The sequence below is a fragment of the Bartonella sp. CL162QHHD genome (assembly GCF_042195435.1).
Taxonomy (GTDB): Bacteria; Pseudomonadota; Alphaproteobacteria; order Rhizobiales; family Rhizobiaceae; genus Bartonella.
The window spans coordinates 1-17,555 of sequence record NZ_JBHIOG010000024.1; the positions used below are offsets into that span (position 1 = coordinate 1).

The window sequence follows — 17,555 nt, forward strand, 5'->3', positions numbered from 1 at the left end:
GGACCATGCCCACAAATAAAACAAACATCATCGCCTAAGGGTAAAACTTTTTCTCGAAGAGATTGCATCAATTTTTCATAGGAACAGAAGGGGAAGTCCGTACGTCCAATAGAACCACGAAAAAGAACATCACCCAAGAGGGCTAAGCGCTCTTTTTCATTGAAATAAATAACATGACCAGGGGAATGTCCTGGGGTGTGAAAAACCTTAAACACATGTCCAGCAAAATGAACACACTCACCATCTTCTAACCATTTGTCAGGAATACAGATGCAAGCATCAGTGATGCCATAATTTTTTGCGCTTTCGCTCACAGCATCCATCACAGGCTTATCATCGCGATGTGAACCGATAATTTTTACATTAAGCGCTTCTTTCGCTTGCATTGCTGCTCCTACATGATCAAAATGACCATGTGTTACCCAAATAGCCTCAACAATAACACCATTCTTTTCGATTACGTCTTGAATCCGCGGCCAATCACCACCAGGATCAACGAGAACCCCCGTTTTACATTCACTATCAAAAAGCAAAGTGCAATTTTGTTGGAATGTCGTAACGGGAATAATATGTATATTAAGACTACCCATAATATCCTTTTCAAAAGTAACTTTTTTAAATTTATAAATAAAACTTTCTCTCCTTTAAGGTAAAGGTGCTGCTCGACAGCTTTATACAACTTATGTAAACTTGCATTTTGTGTAAACTAAATTTTTATCAAGGTTTTTTTAAGAATGACCAATCACGTTCAAGTTTTGTGTGACGATGCCCCTCACCTTCTTGTGATTGATGACGATACTCGTATTCGCAATCTTTTATTTCAGTTTCTCATTAAAAATGGATTTCGTGTTTCAGTTTCAGCCAATGCGAATGAAGCAAGACGACTGTTGGCAAGTTTAGATTTTGATCTTCTTATTGTTGATGTCATGATGCCTAGCGAAAACGGTATTGATCTCACTCATTCACTCCGCCAAACAAAAGATGTTCCTATCTTGATGCTAACAGCTTTATCAGAAATAGACAATCGTATCCGTGGATTAGAAGCAGGGGCCGATGATTATCTGTCTAAGCCGTTTGACCCTCGTGAACTTCTCCTTCGCATCAACGCCATTTTACGACGTGGTTTTCCCCTTAGCCAACCTAAAATTGAGCAAATCGTTTTTGGTCCTTATATATTTTCAATTTCACGACGCGAACTCAAAAAAGGAGGAGAAATTATTAAATTAACAGATAAAGAACAAGAAATGATGGTCATGTTTGCCGAAAATGCAGGCGATACAATTCCGCGCCATAAATTCGCGACAGATGCCAGCAATATAAGTGAACGTGCCATTGATGTACAGATAAACCGCCTTCGTCGTAAGATCGAAAAAAACCCAGCACTGCCTATATGGCTCCAAACCGTGCGAGGAATAGGGTATAAACTCTCTATTGAATAGGCACAAGAATGATCAAACCTTTAAGATTTTTTCTTCGATGGTTAACGAAAAAAATGCCTAAACGGCTTTATGCTCGCTCTTTAATCATTATTATCGCTCCCATGGTGCTTCTGCAAACGGTCATTGCTTATGTCTTTATGGAACGCCATTGGCAAATGGTAACCGAGCGTCTTTCAACGGCTGTCGTGCATGATATTTCAGCCATTATTGATATTCTTGAAACATATCCCCAACAAGATAACTATGAAGATATCAAGCGTATTGCACAACAACGTATGGGATTAAATATTTCTATTCTATCTCCTACCTCCTTACCCCCTCCAGGACCTAAGCCATTTTTTGCAATTCTTGACTATTTTTTAAGTGAAGAAATCACCCGCCAAATTAACCGTCCCTTCTGGATTGATACCGTAGGAGATTCTGATCTTGTTGAAATCCGTATCCACCTTGGTCACAACATCTTACGCGTCTTTGCTCCACGCAGCCAAGCCTATGCTTCCAATACTGCTATTTTTTTAAGCTGGATGGTAGGAACAGCTCTTGTTTTATTGCTGATAGCAATTTACTTCTTGCGCAATCAAATCAAACCGATTCAACAATTGGCTGAAGCAGCAGAAAGCTTTGGACGCGGTCGTCCTTTACCAAAAGGTTTTCAACCACAAGGAGCTGATGAAGTCCGTCGTGCAGGCATCGCTTTTTTACGCATGCGTGAACGTATTGAACGCCAAATTGAACAACGTACCATGATGCTCTCAGGAGTAAGTCATGATTTAAGAACCATTCTTACACGCTTTAAACTTCAGCTGGCATTAGTAAATACTGACTTTGATATTAAACCGCTTGAGCAAGATGTAAGTGACATGCAAAATATGTTAGAAGATTATCTTGCTTTTGCTCGTGGTGAAGGAAGTGAAAGTGTCAAGACTTTTGATTTAAATGCTCTTATGCAAAAATTCTCCACCGATGCTCGTCTTCACAAACGTCAATTTTCTTACACCATTGAAGGTCCTACAGAAATACAAGTACGTCCCCGTGCTTTCACACGCTTAGTCAGCAATCTTGTAACAAATGCATTTTGTTACGGCACGACTGTTAAACTAACCGCTAACTCTCAACAAGAATCTTTTATATTGATAATCGATGATAATGGACCTGGAATTCATGAAGATATGCGCACAGAAGTTTTTAAGCCATTCTTTCGACTTGATAAAGCGCGAAATCAAGATGCAAGTGGAACAGGACTTGGTCTTTCTATTGCTCAAGACATAGCACGCAGCCATGGTGGCAATATACAATTAGATGAGAGCCCACTCGGGGGAGTGCGCGCTATTCTTGATGTCCCCCTATGAGCAATATTTCCGCAAACCGTCTGTAAAAATAACAGACTGTATATTTTAGGCATTCCCTACAGTTTCAAACAAAGTGTACTGTAGTGCCTTGTAAGCACTTTCTCCCGACAAAGCAACCATCTGAAATGCAACATAATGGCTTTCACAGGCTTTAAGTGCATGTATCAACAATGTTTCAACCTGTATATGAGATGGATGCATCCCACCAGCCAAAAGAAGACCTTGTCGATAAATGACTGAATTATTCCTTTGCCAGTAATCAAAATGTCCCAACAACAACTTTTCATTAATTGCTAGCAATAAGCGCTGTATTTCAGCTGTTCGAGCATTTTTAGTAGAGAGATCAAACGAACAAGCTAAATGAAGTGCTTCATGCTCTTCCATCCATGAAAAAGCAAGACGATAGTTTGCGCGTTTTCCTTCCACACAAACGCTAATTTCATCTTGTGCATCCCGCTCAAACGACCAATCATATTCACAGGCAATCTGTTCGATAAAGTCAACAGGGTGCTCTTTTCTTTCTGTGGCGCAAAATGCAAGCCTCATCACAATCCTCAATCATCTTAAAACATTGTCAACAGAATATAAAACGTCTAAACTGTAACAATATTTTGCTACAATCAGAACCTTTACACCAAACAAATACACATAAAAACATCGACAGTACACAAACACCCAGAACACAATCGCGCTGTTTAGGGCAACCTGATAGTCATAAAACGAATCATCAAGTCTTTTCAGTGTATTGATACAATTTCATAGCGCCAGCCCCCCTGATTCAAAAAAATGTATTTTACCCAAAAAAAAATCAAAAATAAACAAATGCTCCGCTCTAACAGACTCAAGATTAAGCATTTTTTAGTTTCACGCATCACATTGAAAAATTGGGGATATTTTTTGAAGATTCTTTTTTTAAGAAACTATTTTACTTTTTTGTGTCTGCGTTTTTTTAATCACCTTTCTTTAAATCATCAAGGCGCCTTTTCAAATCAGCATTATCAGCATGGATTTTCAGCACCATCTCCTTAAAAGTCTCAAACTCTTCGCGAGAAACAAGATCAAGTTTGTTTGCTATCTTTTCAGCCTGCACACGAAAAGCTGTTCCAGCTTCACGTCGTATGCCTTGCGCAACGTCAGCAGCATCCGTTGCTAATTTTGCTAATTCATCAAGAATACGATTTGATCCATTACGCATAACATTTTTCCTTAAATTTTAATTATTGACGCACGCATTATAGCGTATTCTCATAACATTTAGATACTGTAATTTGTTCCTTTTACTCTATATTTTACATCCTATGTAGACTTTTCATAACGATTTTGTTTAAGATTTTTTAATATTCCTTTATCACCATATTTTTTACCGCGATAAATCAGTGGAAATCTATCTCCCTTTCTGACTAGCCTCCCTACTGACTTGACCATTGTGCATTCATCTGTCATTTCTGACCATCAGAGTCACTTCATATTCATCTCGTATAATGTAAAATGCTTAACTCATGAACAATCTGTCTTGTCCAGCCATTGCTTTTCCGTCTTTCCTTGATCCTGTCATTATCCAGCTAGGTCCCATAGCACTTCATTGGTATGGACTTGGTTACGTACTGGGTATTCTTTTTGCTTGGTGGTATGCGCAAAAATTATTAAAAAAAACATCTCTATGGTATAGAGACCACCCTCCTATGGATAAAGAAAAGATCGGAGATTTTGTTGTCTGGTCTGCCATAAGTGTTGTTATCGGAGGGCGTTTAGGACAAGTTCTTGTATGGGATCCCATTTACTATTTTAACCATCCAAGTGCTATCATTGCCGTATGGGATGGGGGAATGTCCTTTCATGGCGGACTTATTGGTATTATCATTGCTATGATCTGGTTTGCCCGTAAAAATTATATTAACATACGAGCCATGTTTGATATCATTGCTGCAGGTGCTCCTATTGGTATCGGCATTGTACGAATCTGCAACTTCATCAACCAAGAGTTATGGGGCAATATCACTACACATCCTTGGGCTGTTTGTTTTCCTCTCGATCCTTACTATTTACCGCGCCATCCAAGCCAGCTTTACGAAGCATTTATGGAAGGATTTCTTCTCTTCATCATCTTGTGTCTTCTTATTTTTGGGTTCAAAGCATTAAAGCGTCCTGGTGCTGTATCAGGAACATTTATTATAGGCTACGCAGTAGCACGCAGCATTTCTGAAGTTTACCGTGCGCCTCAAGAAGATCCAGAATGGTTTTCGACACTTTTCCATTCTACTGGTTTTACCTATGGCATGGCTTTATCTCTTCCCATGCTTCTTTTAGGGGGGTATCTTCTTCTCCACGCCTTTAAATATAAATCGACAGAAAATGGCCAATCTAAAAGAAAAAATTAAAGAAATTATTGTCCTTAATGGACCAATCACTGTTAGCCAATATATGACGTTGGCACTTACAGATCCTCAGTTTGGTTATTATCAAACACAAACACCTTTTGGACGTGATGGTGATTTCATTACAGCACCTGAAATAAGCCAATTATTTGGAGAGATGATTGGCATTTGGACTCTTGCGAGCTGGAAAGCTCAAGGTTGTCCTCATCCTTTTATCCTCGCTGAGATAGGTCCAGGACGTGGAATTTTGATGGATGACATTTTGCGAACCATCCAAAAGCTTTCTACAAGAGCATTTAATGCTGCTGAAATTTTTCTGATCGAAATAAGCAAAAAACTTGCAAAAGAACAAAAAAAGCGCCTTTGCTCTTATCAAAAACAAATCCATAGCATTGAAAATTTTAATCAAATTCCTTCAAAACCTCTCTTCCTCATTGCTAATGAATTTCTCGATACACTCCCTATCAACCAATATATTAAAGTCAATGGAGAATGGAAAGAGCGCTGCATTACAGTCAATCAAAATGGAGATTTCATCTTTATTGCTGCCCCGCATAAACTTCCCTCTTCTTGTCTACAAACCTATTGTTCTAAAGTGCCTGACGGAACAATTTTTGAACATGCCCCTTTACGGCATCAATTCATGCAACAAATCAGCCACCATTTAGTGCAAGTGACAGGTTCTGCTTTACTTATCGACTATGGTGCTTGTGAGCTTGCCTTTGGCGATACCTTGCAAGCACTCTCAAAACATAGATTTCGTGATGTTTTTGATGCCCCTGGTGAACATGATTTAACATCCCATGTTGATTTTTCTTTTTTAAAAAACATAGCTCTTGAACAGGGCTGTTTTGCTGAAATCTTAGAGCAAGGAGAATTTCTTTTTAAAATGGGGCTACTGGAGCGCGCAAACCAGCTTGGAGTTGGCAAAAGTGCTCCTTTGCAAGACAAAATCCGCCAAGACATCGAACGGCTCGCTGGTCCAGATCAGATGGGAAAATTATTTAAAGTTTTACATTTCAGTGATAAAAACATCTCCATACCTCCTCAATTTTGATGATCGGCGCTTTTGTCAATAAGCACATCATTATCTGAAATATTCATTGACAAATATGAACATCTCCATCCTCATTTCAAATAATCTCCATAAGGAACTTTTATGAAATCTATCCCTCATCCCATTCTTGCAAAAAATCTTTCTACTTTACACACCCATGGGATAAAACATGGATTTTTTACACGTGAAGGTGGTGTTTCAAAAAATCTTTATCATAGTCTTAATGTTGGGAAAGGTTCAAATGATCAGCTTGAATATATTGTACAGAATCGTCTTTTGATCGCCAATTACTTTTCTATTGAGGCGCAAAATTTAGTCACAGTCAATCAAATACACTCCTGTAACGTTGTCGTAGCTCATCAAGCAATTATCGGTGCACCTCCTCAAGCTGATGCTCTGGTTACGACCACCCCAGAACTCGTTATTGGGGTTCTTACAGCAGATTGCGGACCCATTCTGTTTGCTGATCCACAAGCTGGAGTCATCGCTGCAACTCATGCTGGCTGGCGTGGAAGCTTAAATGGAATTATCGAGAAAACAATTGCTGTTATGGAAAAACAAGGAGCCAAAAGACAATCAATAACAGCAGTCCTTGGACCTTGTATTGGCCCTTATCACTACGAAGTAACAAATGAATTTTACGACCAATTTATTGATTACCACAGCAAATACCAAAAATATTTTTTAAAAACAGACAAAATAAATCGCTTTTATTTTAATCTATGGGCATTTATTATAAACCAACTCAAAGAAGCAGGCGTTAATGCTTCTTGTGTAGAGCTTTGTACCTATCAAGATGAACAGCGTTTTTTCTCCTATCGCCGTGCAATACACCGCAACGAACCCGATTACGGACGGCAAATTTCTGCTATTATGCTGAAAAACAAAAGATGAGCCCCTTTTATACTTGAGAACAATACCAAAACTGCAAAACTAAACTTTTTACCCAAATGTAAAAATAAATCCCATTGGACTTTGCTTTTTTCACAAAATTATCTACCAGCACATAAAATATGATAGCCTTCGCTGTGATCATTTTCAATGTTTGGTTATAATAATTGAAGGCAAGATGATACTTCTTTTTATTACTCCCCTTCATTCATCTTAAATATGAAACATTCCCCATATTGAAAGCATTTTTATAAAGTAATAACCAAAAAGATTAATCAATATGTATTTCTTTGCCGCATGGAGAAAAAACTTTGCTCTAAAAGTAACAAACTTTTGGAAAAAGAGAAAACATACTGCATAGCTCTTTAATAATAATCGATAAAATTGTAAGGCTTTTGTAATTGTTCTCTTGCAATTTAATAAAAAGAAATTAAAAACCGTGTCGCATTCCACCATGATAATTCAGAGGTTCTACTATGAAACTTTTCTGCGGAAATTCTAATCCACGCCTAGCTGAAGATGTTGCAAATTATTTGAACATCCCCTTAGGCAAAGCAACTGTAAAGCGCTTTGCTGATCAAGAAATTTTCGTAGAACTGCATGAAAATGTACGTGGCCAAGATGTTTTTGTTTTGCAATCTACATCCTATCCCGCAAATGATCATTTGATGGAATTGCTCATCATGATTGATGCCCTTCGTCGTTCTTCTGCACGTCGTATTACAGCTGTTATCCCCTATTTTGGCTATGCCCGCCAAGATAGAAAACCAGGACCACGGACTCCTATTTCTGCAAAACTTGTTGCCAACCTAATTACGGAAGCAGGGGCCCATCGTGTTTTAACATTGGACCTTCATGCAGGACAAATTCAAGGTTTTTTTGATATCCCTACGGATAATCTCTATGCTGTTCCTGTCATTTCTCGCGATGTCAAAGTGCATTATTCTCTTGAAAATGTTATCGTTGTTTCACCTGATGTGGGTGGTGTGGTTCGCGCGCGTGCGCTCGCCAAGCGCTTGAACAGTTTGCTCGCTATTGTGGATAAACGTCGCGAAAGCCCCGGTGAATCAGAAGTTATGAATATCATTGGAGATGTATCGGGAAAAGATTGCCTTCTGCTTGATGATATTGTTGATTCAGGTGGAACTTTATGCAATGCAGCAAGTGCTCTGCTTAAACATGGTGCCAATAGTGTCACGGCTTATATCACGCACGGTGTTCTTTCTGGTAATGCAATCGAACGAATTGCCAATTCAGAGATGAAAGAATTGGTTATTACAGATTCAATTATGCCAACACAAGCTATTGAGAAAACCCATAATATTCGTGTTTTGCCCATTGCCGACCTTATTGGAGAAGCAATTGCAAGGACAGCAGCAGAACAATCGGTTTCCAGCTTATTTGGTTAAAGTGGTTCCTTGGGGTCTCCCGGTGCTGTTTCAACACCAAGATCAGGAAATGCAACAATACGTTGACCACTAAAATGCGTATGAATAACAATAAGTCCACGCTCTTCAAAGTAGGTTAAAAGTCGGCGTGCACGGCTTAAAGAATGAGTTCCATAAAGACGTGCTAAAAATGCATCAGATGGACATGGCTTTCCCCCTAATGCGGCCTGTGCCACATTCAAGAAGACTCCTTGAACATCTTCTTCCAAACTTTCTGATATCTGCAAAATATGTTTCCAATGTTCACTGACAGCCGTTTGTTCATCAACAAAAGCCTGAGCAATAGCCAATTTACGCCGAAATTGTGAAAGATTAAAAGGAACCTTTGACATACCATGGATACGGCAACGAACTGAAAAATCTTGATAAAGCACCGCTGTTGAACGATAAAAAGCCTCAGAATCCTCAAGAATTTCCCGAATAATATGTTCTGCTTGGCCGTCACGCTCAACATCAGAAAGTTCAGGAAATAAACTCAGGTTTTCTTCCAACAGCTCTTGTTTTTTATGCACTACCTCCTCTAACATCTCGTGCATTGATTTTTCCCTCATCGGCTCTCGTGTTTGTTTAAATGGCGTTAAAATTTCCTCTGGTGAAGCAGTAAAAACGAGCTCTTGCACATCATCCCGCTCTGTTGGAAGTGGCATTAATTTAGGACTAGAAGAGCGTGCCAAAGTTTCAACAGAACCGATAATGATTGGTAAGGGACGTCGTGATAAAGCAGGGCCTAAAGCTATAAAATTTCCCCGTTCAAGATCTCTAAACATTTCCGCTTGGCGACGCTCCATTCCCAAAAGATCAGCAGCGCGCACCATATCAATATCTAAAAAAGTCCGCCCTATTAAAAAGTTTGAAGCTTCAGCAGCAACATTTTTGGCAAGCTTAGCCAAACGTTGTGTCGCAATAACACCAGCAAGACCACGTTTACGTCCTCGACACATAAGATTGGTCATAGCGCTCAAAGAAATTTTACGCGCTTCATCAGAAACTTCTCCTGCTGCAGTTGGAGCAAACAATTGCGCTTCATCGACAACGACAAGCATAGGATACCAATAATCACGTTCCACATCAAAAAGTGCCCCAAGGAAAGCCCCTACAGCACGCATCTGTTGTTCAGTATCCAAGCCTTCAAGATTAAATACCACTGAAACTCGATGTTGTCGAATGCGATGGGCAATACGAGTCAACTCTAATTCACTACGTTGAGCCTCTACAATAACATGACCAAATTTATCTGCCAAAGTTACAAAATCGCCTTCTGGATCAATTACACAATGCTGCACCCACTTAGCACTTTGCTCCAAAAGACGGCGTAAAAGATGTGATTTCCCTGAACCGGAATTACCTTGTACAAGAAGACGTGTCGCCAATAATTCTTCTAAGTCAAGAAGTGCTGGCATCGATTTATGCAAAGCACGATTCTCTGACATCTCACCCAAGGCAATCTCAACCTTCATAACATCTCCAGTGTTTGATTTTGAACATATCAGTGCCAGCACATATTGGTTGATTCTCCATCCACACCGCAATTTGTAACATTTCCTCCTTTTTAACGGTAGAAATCATCGATTTTTCCCACAACTCTTGCATCTATGAATAGTTTGAACTATAGAACAAACTTCTGCGTAGACACCCTTGGAGGCAACGTAGAATGGAGTGATCGCTGTTGGTTAGCGCATATCTTCATATCCATGCAAAAACTATTACTGTTTTTGAAGGATCTCCAATCATGTAAAAAGGACTTAAATTATGAGTAAAAGCTACACTCTTAAGGCCGAAAAACGCGAGCGGGTTGGTAAGGGGTCCTCCCGTGAACTTCGCCGCAACGGTCTTATTCCTGCTGTCATTTATGGTGAAAAACAACCACCCTTGGCAATAACAGTTCCCTATAAAGAAATTTTCTACAAAATTCATGCCGGTGGCTTTCGTACCACCATTGCAACGATTATTCTTGACAAGCAAAAAATTATGGTTTTGCCAAAAGATTATCAATTAGATCCCGTGCGTGACTTTCCCCTCCATGTAGACTTTTTACGCATTTCAGCAAAATCTGTTGTAGAAGTGAATATTCCTGTCCACTTCCTCAATGAAGATACGGCACCTGGACTTAAAAAGGGTGGTGTCCTCAATATTGTTCGGCACGAAATTGAATGTACAGCTCCAGCAAGTGCTATTCCTGAAGCTATTGAAATTGATCTCTCCAGCTACTCTATTGGTGATTCTATTCACATTTCAGCAGTGCAACTGCCAAAAGATGTGACTCCCATCATCCAAGATCGAGACTTTACCATTGCAACTATTGCAACTCCTGCTGGCATGGATGTCAGCGATGAAACTTCTGAGCAAGAAAATGATGAAGAAAACACGGAAACTTCATAAAACTCAAAAGGCGGGAATTTTTTCCGCCTTAATTTATGAGGCATTACCCTTACTCATACTTTGACTGAAGATACACATGTGGCTTATTGCTGGTCTTGGCAATCCTGGTTTACAATATCAAAATAACCGCCATAATATCGGTTTTATGGCTGTTGATGCCATTTATCAGTCCTTCTCTTTTTCTCCATGGTCAAAGAAGTTTCAAGCAGAAATCTCCAATGGTTTCATAAGTAATGAGAAAATTTTTCTTATAAAACCACAAACTTTCATGAATCTTTCTGGTCAAGCTATTGGCGAAGCTTTGCGATTTTATAAATTAGATTTGAAGAATTTGATCATCATTTATGATGAGTTAGACCTGTCACCGGGAAAAGTTCGTATAAAAATTGGTGGAGGAAATAATGGGCATAATGGCATTAAGTCTATTGATGCCCATTGTGGTACTGACTATTGTCGTATACGCATAGGAATTGGTCATCCTGGAAGCAAAGAACTTGTTCATCAGCATGTTCTGGGAAATTTCACCAAATCTGATCAAGAATGGTTATCCCCTCTCTTAGAGGCAATTGCAAAAAATATTGCTCTCCTTATAAAAGATGAGAAATCCCTCTTTATGAATGAAGTTTCACAAACGATAAAAAACAATCAAAACCATTGGCTTGAGTGTCCCAGTCGCGTGAAGAATATGGATAAGAACTCTTAAAAAAAATCCTCTTATAAACTTTCTCAAAGGAAAAATCTGTTGGCAACGTGAGAAGCTAAAAAATAGAATCAGAATACAAGCTTGTATGCACTTTTGAAAAAGAAAGGCTTATTTTCTCTTTTAAGAAAAAGAGAAGATTGAACAGAAAACCAAAACACTTAAACAGCTCTCTCCAATCTTCTCCCCAAAATTAAAAAAATTCATTTGGCTGAATGGTCGACTGTAGCGGATCATAGCCATTTGATTGTTGACTATAAACTGTAGGAATACTCCTATTGTTTTGCAATACCACAACACGCGAACCAACGGGAACACGATCATAAAGATCGATAATATCTTGATTAAGCAAACGAATGCACCCACTTGAAATAGCACGCCCAATTGACCACGATTCGTGTGAACCATGAATACGGAAAAGTGTATCTTTCCCATTTTTGAACAAATAAAGTGCCCGCGCACCTAATGGATTATCGGGTCCTGGTGGCATTCCTTTCCCAAGATGTCCATAACGTTCTGGTTCTCGAGCCATCATAGCTGCAGTAGGAGCCCAATTTGGCCACCGACGCTTGCGCTGTATAACCCCCTCACCTTCAAATGCTAAACCTTCCTTACCGACCCCAATCCCATAACGCAAAGCTTTTCCATTTTCACCAATAAGGTAAAGAAAACACTCTTGCGTATCTACAACCAATGTTCCAGCTGGATAAGATGTATAATAAATCACTTCTTGTCGCCAATATTTTGGATCAATTGTCGCAAGATCAACAGCAGGTAACGAATAAGTCTCATTCGTTACAGGACCATACAAAGCCTGTATTTCTGGTGGAATGTATCGAACTTGTTGAAAAGAAACCGATGACATATCTGACTGATGTGTAGCACATCCAGCCAAAGCCAAAAGTGCTGCAATTAAAAAGGCACAACGAGATAACACTCTTCTATTTTCTCCGATTAATTATTTATGCAGATTTGCATACCATGAAAAACTTAGCACAATATTAACATTAATTCGAAGTTTTCTTATCCTTGAAACTAAGGAGAGAATTAAGATAAGAAGAACTAAGGTAAAAAAAGCAGATACCTGCTACTTTATACTTTTTTCTCACTTATCGCAAGGCAAGGACTATAACTCTTATGAAAATATGCTATAAAAAAGAAGCTTTATCTTGACTATAAAATCAAACGAAAAGAAAGACTCTCATGGGCTTTAAATGCGGTATTGTCGGATTACCTAATGTTGGGAAATCAACTCTTTTTAATGCATTAACAAAAACAGCCACTGCACAGGCTGCCAATTATCCTTTCTGTACCATTGAACCCAATACCGGTGAAGTTGCTGTTCCAGATTTACGAATGGAAAAAATTGCATCAATCGCTGGTTCAAAAGAAATGATTCCTACACGCATTAACTTCGTCGATATTGCGGGGCTTGTGCGAGGAGCTTCAAAAGGCGAAGGTTTAGGAAACAAATTTTTAGCCAATATTCGCGAAGTCGATGCCATTGTCCACGTTTTACGCTGTTTTCAAAATGAAGATATTACCCATGTAGAGGGACGTATTGATCCTGTTAGTGATGCAACAACGGTTGAAACCGAACTCATGCTTGCGGATCTTGAAAGTCTTGAGAGACGAATCATACAAATTCGTAAACGAGCAACCGGAAAAGACAAAGAAGCTCTCACAATTTTGCCTATTATGGAAAAAGCATTAAACATACTGCAACAGGGAAACCCTGTCCGGTTATTGCTCAAAGATATCTCTTCCGATGAACACCACATTCTTAAAAGCTTGAATCTTTTAACCTCCAAGCCTGTACTTTATGTTTGTAATGTAAGCGAAAATGACGCCGCTCATGGAAATAGCTTTACCCAAACAGTTGAAAAAATGGCAACAGAGCAAAATGCGCAAAGCATTATCATTTCTGCTTCTATCGAAGCGGAAATCACACAACTGAGTGATGCTGAAGCATCAGAATATCTCAATGCTTTAGGACTCTTTGAACCGAGTCTCAATCGCCTCATTCGCGCTGGTTACCATTTACTTGATCTCATTACTTACTTCACCTGTGGGCCTAAGGAAACACGAGCATGGACAATTACGCGTGGTACAAAAGCTCCCCAAGCAGCTGGCGTTATTCACTCAGATTTTGAGCGCGGTTTCATTCGTGCCCAAACCATCAGCTACAATGACTATATTGCTCTGGGTGGAGAAAGCGGTGCAAAAGAAGCAGGAAAAGCCCGCGATGAAGGAAAAGAATACATTGTGCAAGATGGCGATATCATGTTATTTAAACATAATACTTAAATCTTCACTCTGCCTTAATAGTTTATCTTGAAAACTTTGGTAATAGCTCCCTGGAATCTTGTCGCAAAAGCTCTCAAGAGTTTTTAGAACAAAAAGACTGTTGCTAGCATATGATTATGATAGCAACAGTTTTATCCATTAAAGAATGAAAATATAAAATTAGCGTGTCCAACGCCCTTCGTATTTAAATGTTGGAGCGTCCTTTAAAGAATCTTTTGTCGCATTTGTAATGAGTTTCCATTTACCATAATCATTTGTCATCTGGATTGTTTCTGGAGAAACGACCACATAACTCTCGCCTATGCCAAGAAAACCACCAACAGCAATAACAAATCCTGCAATATTATTTTCACGTAAAATAATATCTTTTACTTCACCAATATTTTCATCTTCTATATTATATACATTGGCGCCTATAAGACTGGAAGCTACAAAATCCGTTGCTAAAGGTGTCACATAACGCACAGACTTATCTATCCCCACCTGTACAATACCCGTCGAAGAGATCATTTCAGGTTTTGAAGGCACTTCAAAAGACTGAGCATAAGTACTAGAAACCATCAAAATTGACATAAGAGTAGTACATGCAATTTTTTTCATTTTAACATCTCCATTTTTACTTTGCTTTTACTTTATAAAACCTCAATGCATCATAAAAAGATTTGTTCCTTATGCTCTTTATACTCTATACTTTTTCGAGTCTTGTCGCTTTACCCTTTTCTCTTTATTTCGTCTTTTATTTCTTTCTCTAACTCTTTTTCTAAACCACACCAAATACGATTTTTTAAAATATAAACAAGCCCTGCAAAAATGATTAAAAATAAAATAACACGAAAACCGGTTTTTTTACGAATTTCCATATGAGGATCGGCAGCCCACATCAAAAAAGCAGAAACATCGCGCGCATAATGTTCAATGATTTCTGGAGTTCCATCTTCATAAGCAACCATACCATCACTCAAAGGAGGAGCCATCGTTAAAGAATTACCGGCAATAAAATAAGGATTATACCAATAACCATTCGCAATTTTTATCTCCTTCGGTGCCTTCTGATATCCTGTTAAAAGAGCTGTAATATAATCTGGACCAGCTGTATCATAATGAGTTAATACATCCGTAATTAAAGCAGGAAACGGCAAAGATACCCCACGTGCACGTGCCATCAATGACAAATCTGGAGGATAAGCATTATTCAAAATAAATCTTTCTTCTTCTTCATGTGAAAAGGGAGAAGGAAAATAATCCGTTGCAACCCCAGCACGTTTAAAAAATTTTCCTTCTCGATTCGGGCCATCGCGCACTTCATATTGCCCCGCCAAAGCTTTAATCTGTTCTTGATCATACCCTAGAGCTTTTAAATTGCGAAAAGCCACATATTTTAGCCCATGGCAGCTGGAACAAACTTGTTTATAAACCTTTAATCCGCGCCTCAATTGCGCCTTATCATAAAGCCCAAATGGACCTGAAAAACTCCATTCTTGTTTTTTAGGAACTTGTAAAGGAAAAGAAATAAATCCCTCTTCCTGATCAGAGTCATCACTCGCTAAACTCTGAGCAGAAAAGCTCATAGCAACAATAAAAATCAGTCCGACAAAAACATTTACCATAGTCTCTTTTTCTGTTTTAAATCTTGCATAATTGAAGAAGGAAGAGAACAATTTTTTTCAAACGCTGGCAAAATCGGCAAAATAACCAAAAAAAATATAAAATAATAAACAGTAGCCAATTGTGTCCATAAAAGAATTTTATCACTTATTTCTCTTGACCCCAACCAACCAAGAAAAACGACATCAATAACCAACGCCCAAAAGAAAATTTTATAAACAGGTCGATATCTTGCTGAACATATTTTAGAACGGTCTAACCATGGCACAAAAATTAAAATGCAAATCGAACTGACGAATAAAACAAAGCCCACAAAAGTTGAAGGGAAAATACCAATATCAAAAGTTATAGCACGAAGCATCGCATAAAAAGGCAAAAAATACCATTCTGGAACCACACGAAGAGGTACCTTTAAAGGATCTGCCACACTATAATTTTCAGCCTGCCCCATATAATCGGGCATATAAAACAAAAACCAGGCAAAGAAGATCAGAAAAACAGTAATAGCAAAAATATCTTTGATAAGCGCATAAGGCGAAAATGGAACTGTTTCCTTATCTGATTGTATAGCAAGACCCGTTGGATTACCTTGCCCAACACAATGGATTGCCCAAATATGCAGCCCCACAAAAAGAAGCAAAATAAATGATAAAACATAATGGAAAACATAAAAACGATTCAACGTTGGTTGTCCTACGACATAACCACCCAGAAGTGTCTCATGCAACCATGTCCCCACCAAAGGTATCGTTTTAAAAAGCCCTGCAATCACTGAAGCCGCTGAAATAGACATCATCCCCCAAACAAGCACATAACCAAAAAATGCTATTGCCATCATGATGATATAAATAAAAATACCTGTAACCCATACCATTTCTCGCATGTTTTTATAAGAACCATAATAAAGTCCACGTGCCAAATGGATATAAACAGCAATAAAAAAAAACGAAGAGCCTACACAATGCCATGGACGAAAAAGCCAACCAAACTGCCCTTCACGCCGAAATCGTTCACTGGTTTCAAAAGCCAAATGAATATCCGGAACATAATGCATAGCCAAGACAATACCAGTCAAGAGCTGTGATAAAAGCATAATGGTTAAAATACCGCCAAATGTGTAAAAGTAATTAAGATTACGCGGAACAGGAAAAATCACAAATGCATTATAAAAAAAACGAGGAAGAGGAAAACGCTTATCAAACCAACGGGCAAGAGCATTTTTAGGACAATAAGGAGGAAACCTTATCATGACTTTATCCTATTTTGAGCAAAGTATCAGAAAGAAATTGGTAAGGTGGAATAGTCAAATTATAGTTAGCTGGGCCTGACCGCACTCTTCCAGCGGTATCATAAACAGACCCATGACAGGGACACAACCATCCTCCAAATTTACCCGATTGCCCAAGTGTTACACAGCCTAGATGCGTACAAAGATTAATAACAATCAGCCAATTTTCACGTCCTTTACCTGCTGAACGCGCAAAATCTGTTGCTTCTTTTTCACCTTCAAGATTAGGATTGCGCGCTTGACGATCTTTTAGAAGTCTCAATTCAGTAGCGCGCGCATCAGCAATTTCTTTTGCCGTACGATTTCGAATAACAACAGGCTGTCCTCGCCACTTTACCGTTACCGACATCCCCTCTTCAATACCAGAAAGATCAACCTCAACAGAGGAAGATGCCAAAACAGCTTCATCTGGACGCAACTGACGGATAAAAGGCCACGCAACCGCTCCCATTCCAACTGCTCCTGCAACAGCTGTTACCAAAAACAGAAAATCCCGCCTCGTTTGCTCACCCATGGACTTAACTTAAAGAGACACTTTGCTAAAACATTCTTTTACCATACCCTCTCCCATTGTACAATGCTTGATCATTCAGTTACCTCAACCATGAAAACATCCCCGTAAAAAACTCCGCCATTTGTATGGTTTATACAAAAACTGTTTTATAATGATAATTCATCGTTTTACAGAGTGAATGAAATCCTGAAACACCGTAAGTT

Annotated in this window: 18 protein-coding genes; 9 read left to right on the forward strand and 9 right to left on the reverse strand. The window is 38.9% G+C overall.

Annotated elements, in window-relative coordinates:
- On the reverse strand, window positions 1-590 hold a 590-nt coding region (locus tag ACFILD_RS02450; protein ID WP_375664713.1), incomplete at its 3' end, for an MBL fold metallo-hydrolase.
- Between the two features lie 144 nt (window positions 591-734).
- Here ACFILD_RS02450 and ACFILD_RS02455 point away from each other — a divergent pair.
- The gene (locus ACFILD_RS02455) at window positions 735-1,439 is read left to right on the forward strand and encodes a response regulator (protein WP_375664714.1); all 705 of its coding nucleotides are present in this window, start codon (window positions 735-737) and stop codon (window positions 1,437-1,439) included.
- An 8-nt stretch (window positions 1,440-1,447) separates the two neighbouring features.
- Window positions 1,448-2,788, forward strand: a complete 1,341-nt coding sequence (locus ACFILD_RS02460; protein WP_273791227.1) for an ATP-binding protein — start codon at window positions 1,448-1,450, stop codon at window positions 2,786-2,788.
- 45 nt (window positions 2,789-2,833) lie between these two features.
- On the opposite strand, the gene ACFILD_RS02465 is transcribed toward ACFILD_RS02460, so the two are convergent.
- Together ACFILD_RS02465 and ACFILD_RS02470 are read right to left on the reverse strand one after the other, a co-directional pair.
- Entirely contained in the window at window positions 2,834-3,334 is a 501-nt protein-coding gene (locus ACFILD_RS02465) for a YbjN domain-containing protein (protein ID WP_375629408.1), read from the reverse strand.
- A 403-nt stretch (window positions 3,335-3,737) separates the two neighbouring features.
- Complete coding sequence (locus ACFILD_RS02470; RefSeq protein ID WP_375630830.1) at window positions 3,738-3,983, reverse strand: accessory factor UbiK family protein; 246 nt, start codon at window positions 3,981-3,983, stop codon at window positions 3,738-3,740.
- A 304-nt stretch (window positions 3,984-4,287) separates the two neighbouring features.
- Between ACFILD_RS02470 and lgt the strand changes: the two genes are divergently transcribed.
- The 4 genes from lgt to ACFILD_RS02490 all read left to right on the forward strand — a co-directional run bounded on the left by lgt (window position 4,288) and on the right by ACFILD_RS02490 (window position 8,520).
- Window positions 4,288-5,166 (forward strand): prolipoprotein diacylglyceryl transferase, encoded by an 879-nt coding sequence (lgt, locus tag ACFILD_RS02475; RefSeq protein WP_273791229.1) that lies wholly within the window; start codon window positions 4,288-4,290, stop codon window positions 5,164-5,166.
- Window positions 5,141-6,220 (forward strand): class I SAM-dependent methyltransferase, encoded by a 1,080-nt coding sequence (locus ACFILD_RS02480; protein ID WP_273791230.1) that lies wholly within the window; start codon window positions 5,141-5,143, stop codon window positions 6,218-6,220. Before lgt ends, ACFILD_RS02480 begins: the two co-directional genes overlap by 26 nt.
- A gap of 102 nt (window positions 6,221-6,322) precedes the next feature.
- Window positions 6,323-7,114, forward strand: coding sequence for a peptidoglycan editing factor PgeF (gene pgeF / locus ACFILD_RS02485; protein ID WP_273791231.1), 792 nt, complete (start codon window positions 6,323-6,325; stop codon window positions 7,112-7,114).
- A 473-nt stretch (window positions 7,115-7,587) separates the two neighbouring features.
- A complete protein-coding gene (locus ACFILD_RS02490; RefSeq protein WP_273791232.1) occupies window positions 7,588-8,520 on the forward strand; it encodes a ribose-phosphate pyrophosphokinase in 933 nt (310 codons plus the stop codon).
- Here the strand turns inward: ACFILD_RS02490 and ACFILD_RS02495 are convergent.
- Window positions 8,517-10,016, reverse strand: coding sequence for an ATP-binding protein (locus tag ACFILD_RS02495; protein ID WP_273791233.1), 1,500 nt, complete (start codon window positions 10,014-10,016; stop codon window positions 8,517-8,519). The genes ACFILD_RS02490 and ACFILD_RS02495 overlap by 4 nt on opposite strands.
- Before the next feature lie 292 nt (window positions 10,017-10,308).
- Between ACFILD_RS02495 and ACFILD_RS02500 the strand changes: the two genes are divergently transcribed.
- Together ACFILD_RS02500 and pth are read left to right on the forward strand one after the other, a co-directional pair.
- Window positions 10,309-10,938 carry a 50S ribosomal protein L25/general stress protein Ctc gene (locus ACFILD_RS02500; protein ID WP_375630835.1) on the forward strand — a complete coding sequence of 210 codons (630 nt, stop codon included), beginning with the start codon at window positions 10,309-10,311 and terminating at the stop codon, window positions 10,936-10,938.
- Between the two features lie 76 nt (window positions 10,939-11,014).
- A complete protein-coding gene (gene pth, locus ACFILD_RS02505; RefSeq protein WP_375630837.1) occupies window positions 11,015-11,641 on the forward strand; it encodes an aminoacyl-tRNA hydrolase in 627 nt (208 codons plus the stop codon).
- A 190-nt stretch (window positions 11,642-11,831) separates the two neighbouring features.
- Here the strand turns inward: pth and ACFILD_RS02510 are convergent, their stop codons facing one another.
- Entirely contained in the window at window positions 11,832-12,575 is a 744-nt protein-coding gene (locus ACFILD_RS02510) for a L,D-transpeptidase (RefSeq protein ID WP_273791236.1), read from the reverse strand.
- Window positions 12,576-12,841: 266 nt separating this feature from the next.
- On the opposite strand from ACFILD_RS02510, the gene ychF reads away from it, so the two are divergent.
- Window positions 12,842-13,945: a redox-regulated ATPase YchF gene (gene ychF, locus ACFILD_RS02515; RefSeq protein ID WP_375630839.1), complete on the forward strand. Its 1,104-nt coding sequence runs from the start codon at window positions 12,842-12,844 to the stop codon at window positions 13,943-13,945.
- Between the two features lie 159 nt (window positions 13,946-14,104).
- Here ychF and ACFILD_RS02520 read toward each other — a convergent pair whose 3' ends face one another.
- The 4 genes from ACFILD_RS02520 to petA form a co-directional block, all read right to left on the reverse strand.
- A complete protein-coding gene (locus ACFILD_RS02520; RefSeq protein WP_273791238.1) occupies window positions 14,105-14,545 on the reverse strand; it encodes a PRC-barrel domain-containing protein in 441 nt (146 codons plus the stop codon).
- Between the two features lie 110 nt (window positions 14,546-14,655).
- Complete coding sequence (locus ACFILD_RS02525) at window positions 14,656-15,552, reverse strand: cytochrome c1 (protein WP_375664715.1); 897 nt, start codon at window positions 15,550-15,552, stop codon at window positions 14,656-14,658.
- Complete coding sequence (locus ACFILD_RS02530; protein WP_375654397.1) at window positions 15,546-16,799, reverse strand: cytochrome bc complex cytochrome b subunit; 1,254 nt, start codon at window positions 16,797-16,799, stop codon at window positions 15,546-15,548. The genes ACFILD_RS02525 and ACFILD_RS02530 overlap by 7 nt, the downstream gene beginning before the upstream one ends.
- A 4-nt stretch (window positions 16,800-16,803) precedes the next feature.
- Complete coding sequence (gene petA / locus ACFILD_RS02535; protein ID WP_375622263.1) at window positions 16,804-17,352, reverse strand: ubiquinol-cytochrome c reductase iron-sulfur subunit; 549 nt, start codon at window positions 17,350-17,352, stop codon at window positions 16,804-16,806.
- Between the last annotated feature and the right edge of the window lie 203 nt (window positions 17,353-17,555).

Excerpts from the sequence above, each read along its gene's own strand:
- ACFILD_RS02455 (WP_375664714.1), top strand. The coding sequence starts at position 735 with ATGACCAATCACGTTCAAGTTTTGTGTGACGATGCCCCTCACCTTCTT.
- ACFILD_RS02460 (WP_273791227.1), top strand. The coding sequence starts at position 1,448 with ATGATCAAACCTTTAAGATTTTTTCTTCGATGGTTAACGAAAAAAATG.
- ACFILD_RS02465 (WP_375629408.1), bottom strand. The coding sequence starts at position 3,334 with ATGAGGCTTGCATTTTGCGCCACAGAAAGAAAAGAGCACCCTGTTGAC.
- ACFILD_RS02470 (WP_375630830.1), bottom strand. The coding sequence starts at position 3,983 with ATGCGTAATGGATCAAATCGTATTCTTGATGAATTAGCAAAATTAGCA.
- lgt (WP_273791229.1), top strand. The coding sequence starts at position 4,288 with ATGAACAATCTGTCTTGTCCAGCCATTGCTTTTCCGTCTTTCCTTGAT.
- ACFILD_RS02480 (WP_273791230.1), top strand. The coding sequence starts at position 5,141 with ATGGCCAATCTAAAAGAAAAAATTAAAGAAATTATTGTCCTTAATGGA.
- pgeF (WP_273791231.1), top strand. The coding sequence starts at position 6,323 with ATGAAATCTATCCCTCATCCCATTCTTGCAAAAAATCTTTCTACTTTA.
- ACFILD_RS02490 (WP_273791232.1), top strand. The coding sequence starts at position 7,588 with ATGAAACTTTTCTGCGGAAATTCTAATCCACGCCTAGCTGAAGATGTT.
- ACFILD_RS02495 (WP_273791233.1), bottom strand. The coding sequence starts at position 10,016 with ATGAAGGTTGAGATTGCCTTGGGTGAGATGTCAGAGAATCGTGCTTTG.
- ACFILD_RS02500 (WP_375630835.1), top strand. The coding sequence starts at position 10,309 with ATGAGTAAAAGCTACACTCTTAAGGCCGAAAAACGCGAGCGGGTTGGT.
- pth (WP_375630837.1), top strand. The coding sequence starts at position 11,015 with ATGTGGCTTATTGCTGGTCTTGGCAATCCTGGTTTACAATATCAAAAT.
- ychF (WP_375630839.1), top strand. The coding sequence starts at position 12,842 with ATGGGCTTTAAATGCGGTATTGTCGGATTACCTAATGTTGGGAAATCA.
- ACFILD_RS02520 (WP_273791238.1), bottom strand. The coding sequence starts at position 14,545 with ATGAAAAAAATTGCATGTACTACTCTTATGTCAATTTTGATGGTTTCT.
- ACFILD_RS02525 (WP_375664715.1), bottom strand. The coding sequence starts at position 15,552 with ATGGTAAATGTTTTTGTCGGACTGATTTTTATTGTTGCTATGAGCTTT.
- ACFILD_RS02530 (WP_375654397.1), bottom strand. The coding sequence starts at position 16,799 with ATGATAAGGTTTCCTCCTTATTGTCCTAAAAATGCTCTTGCCCGTTGG.
- petA (WP_375622263.1), bottom strand. The coding sequence starts at position 17,352 with ATGGGTGAGCAAACGAGGCGGGATTTTCTGTTTTTGGTAACAGCTGTT.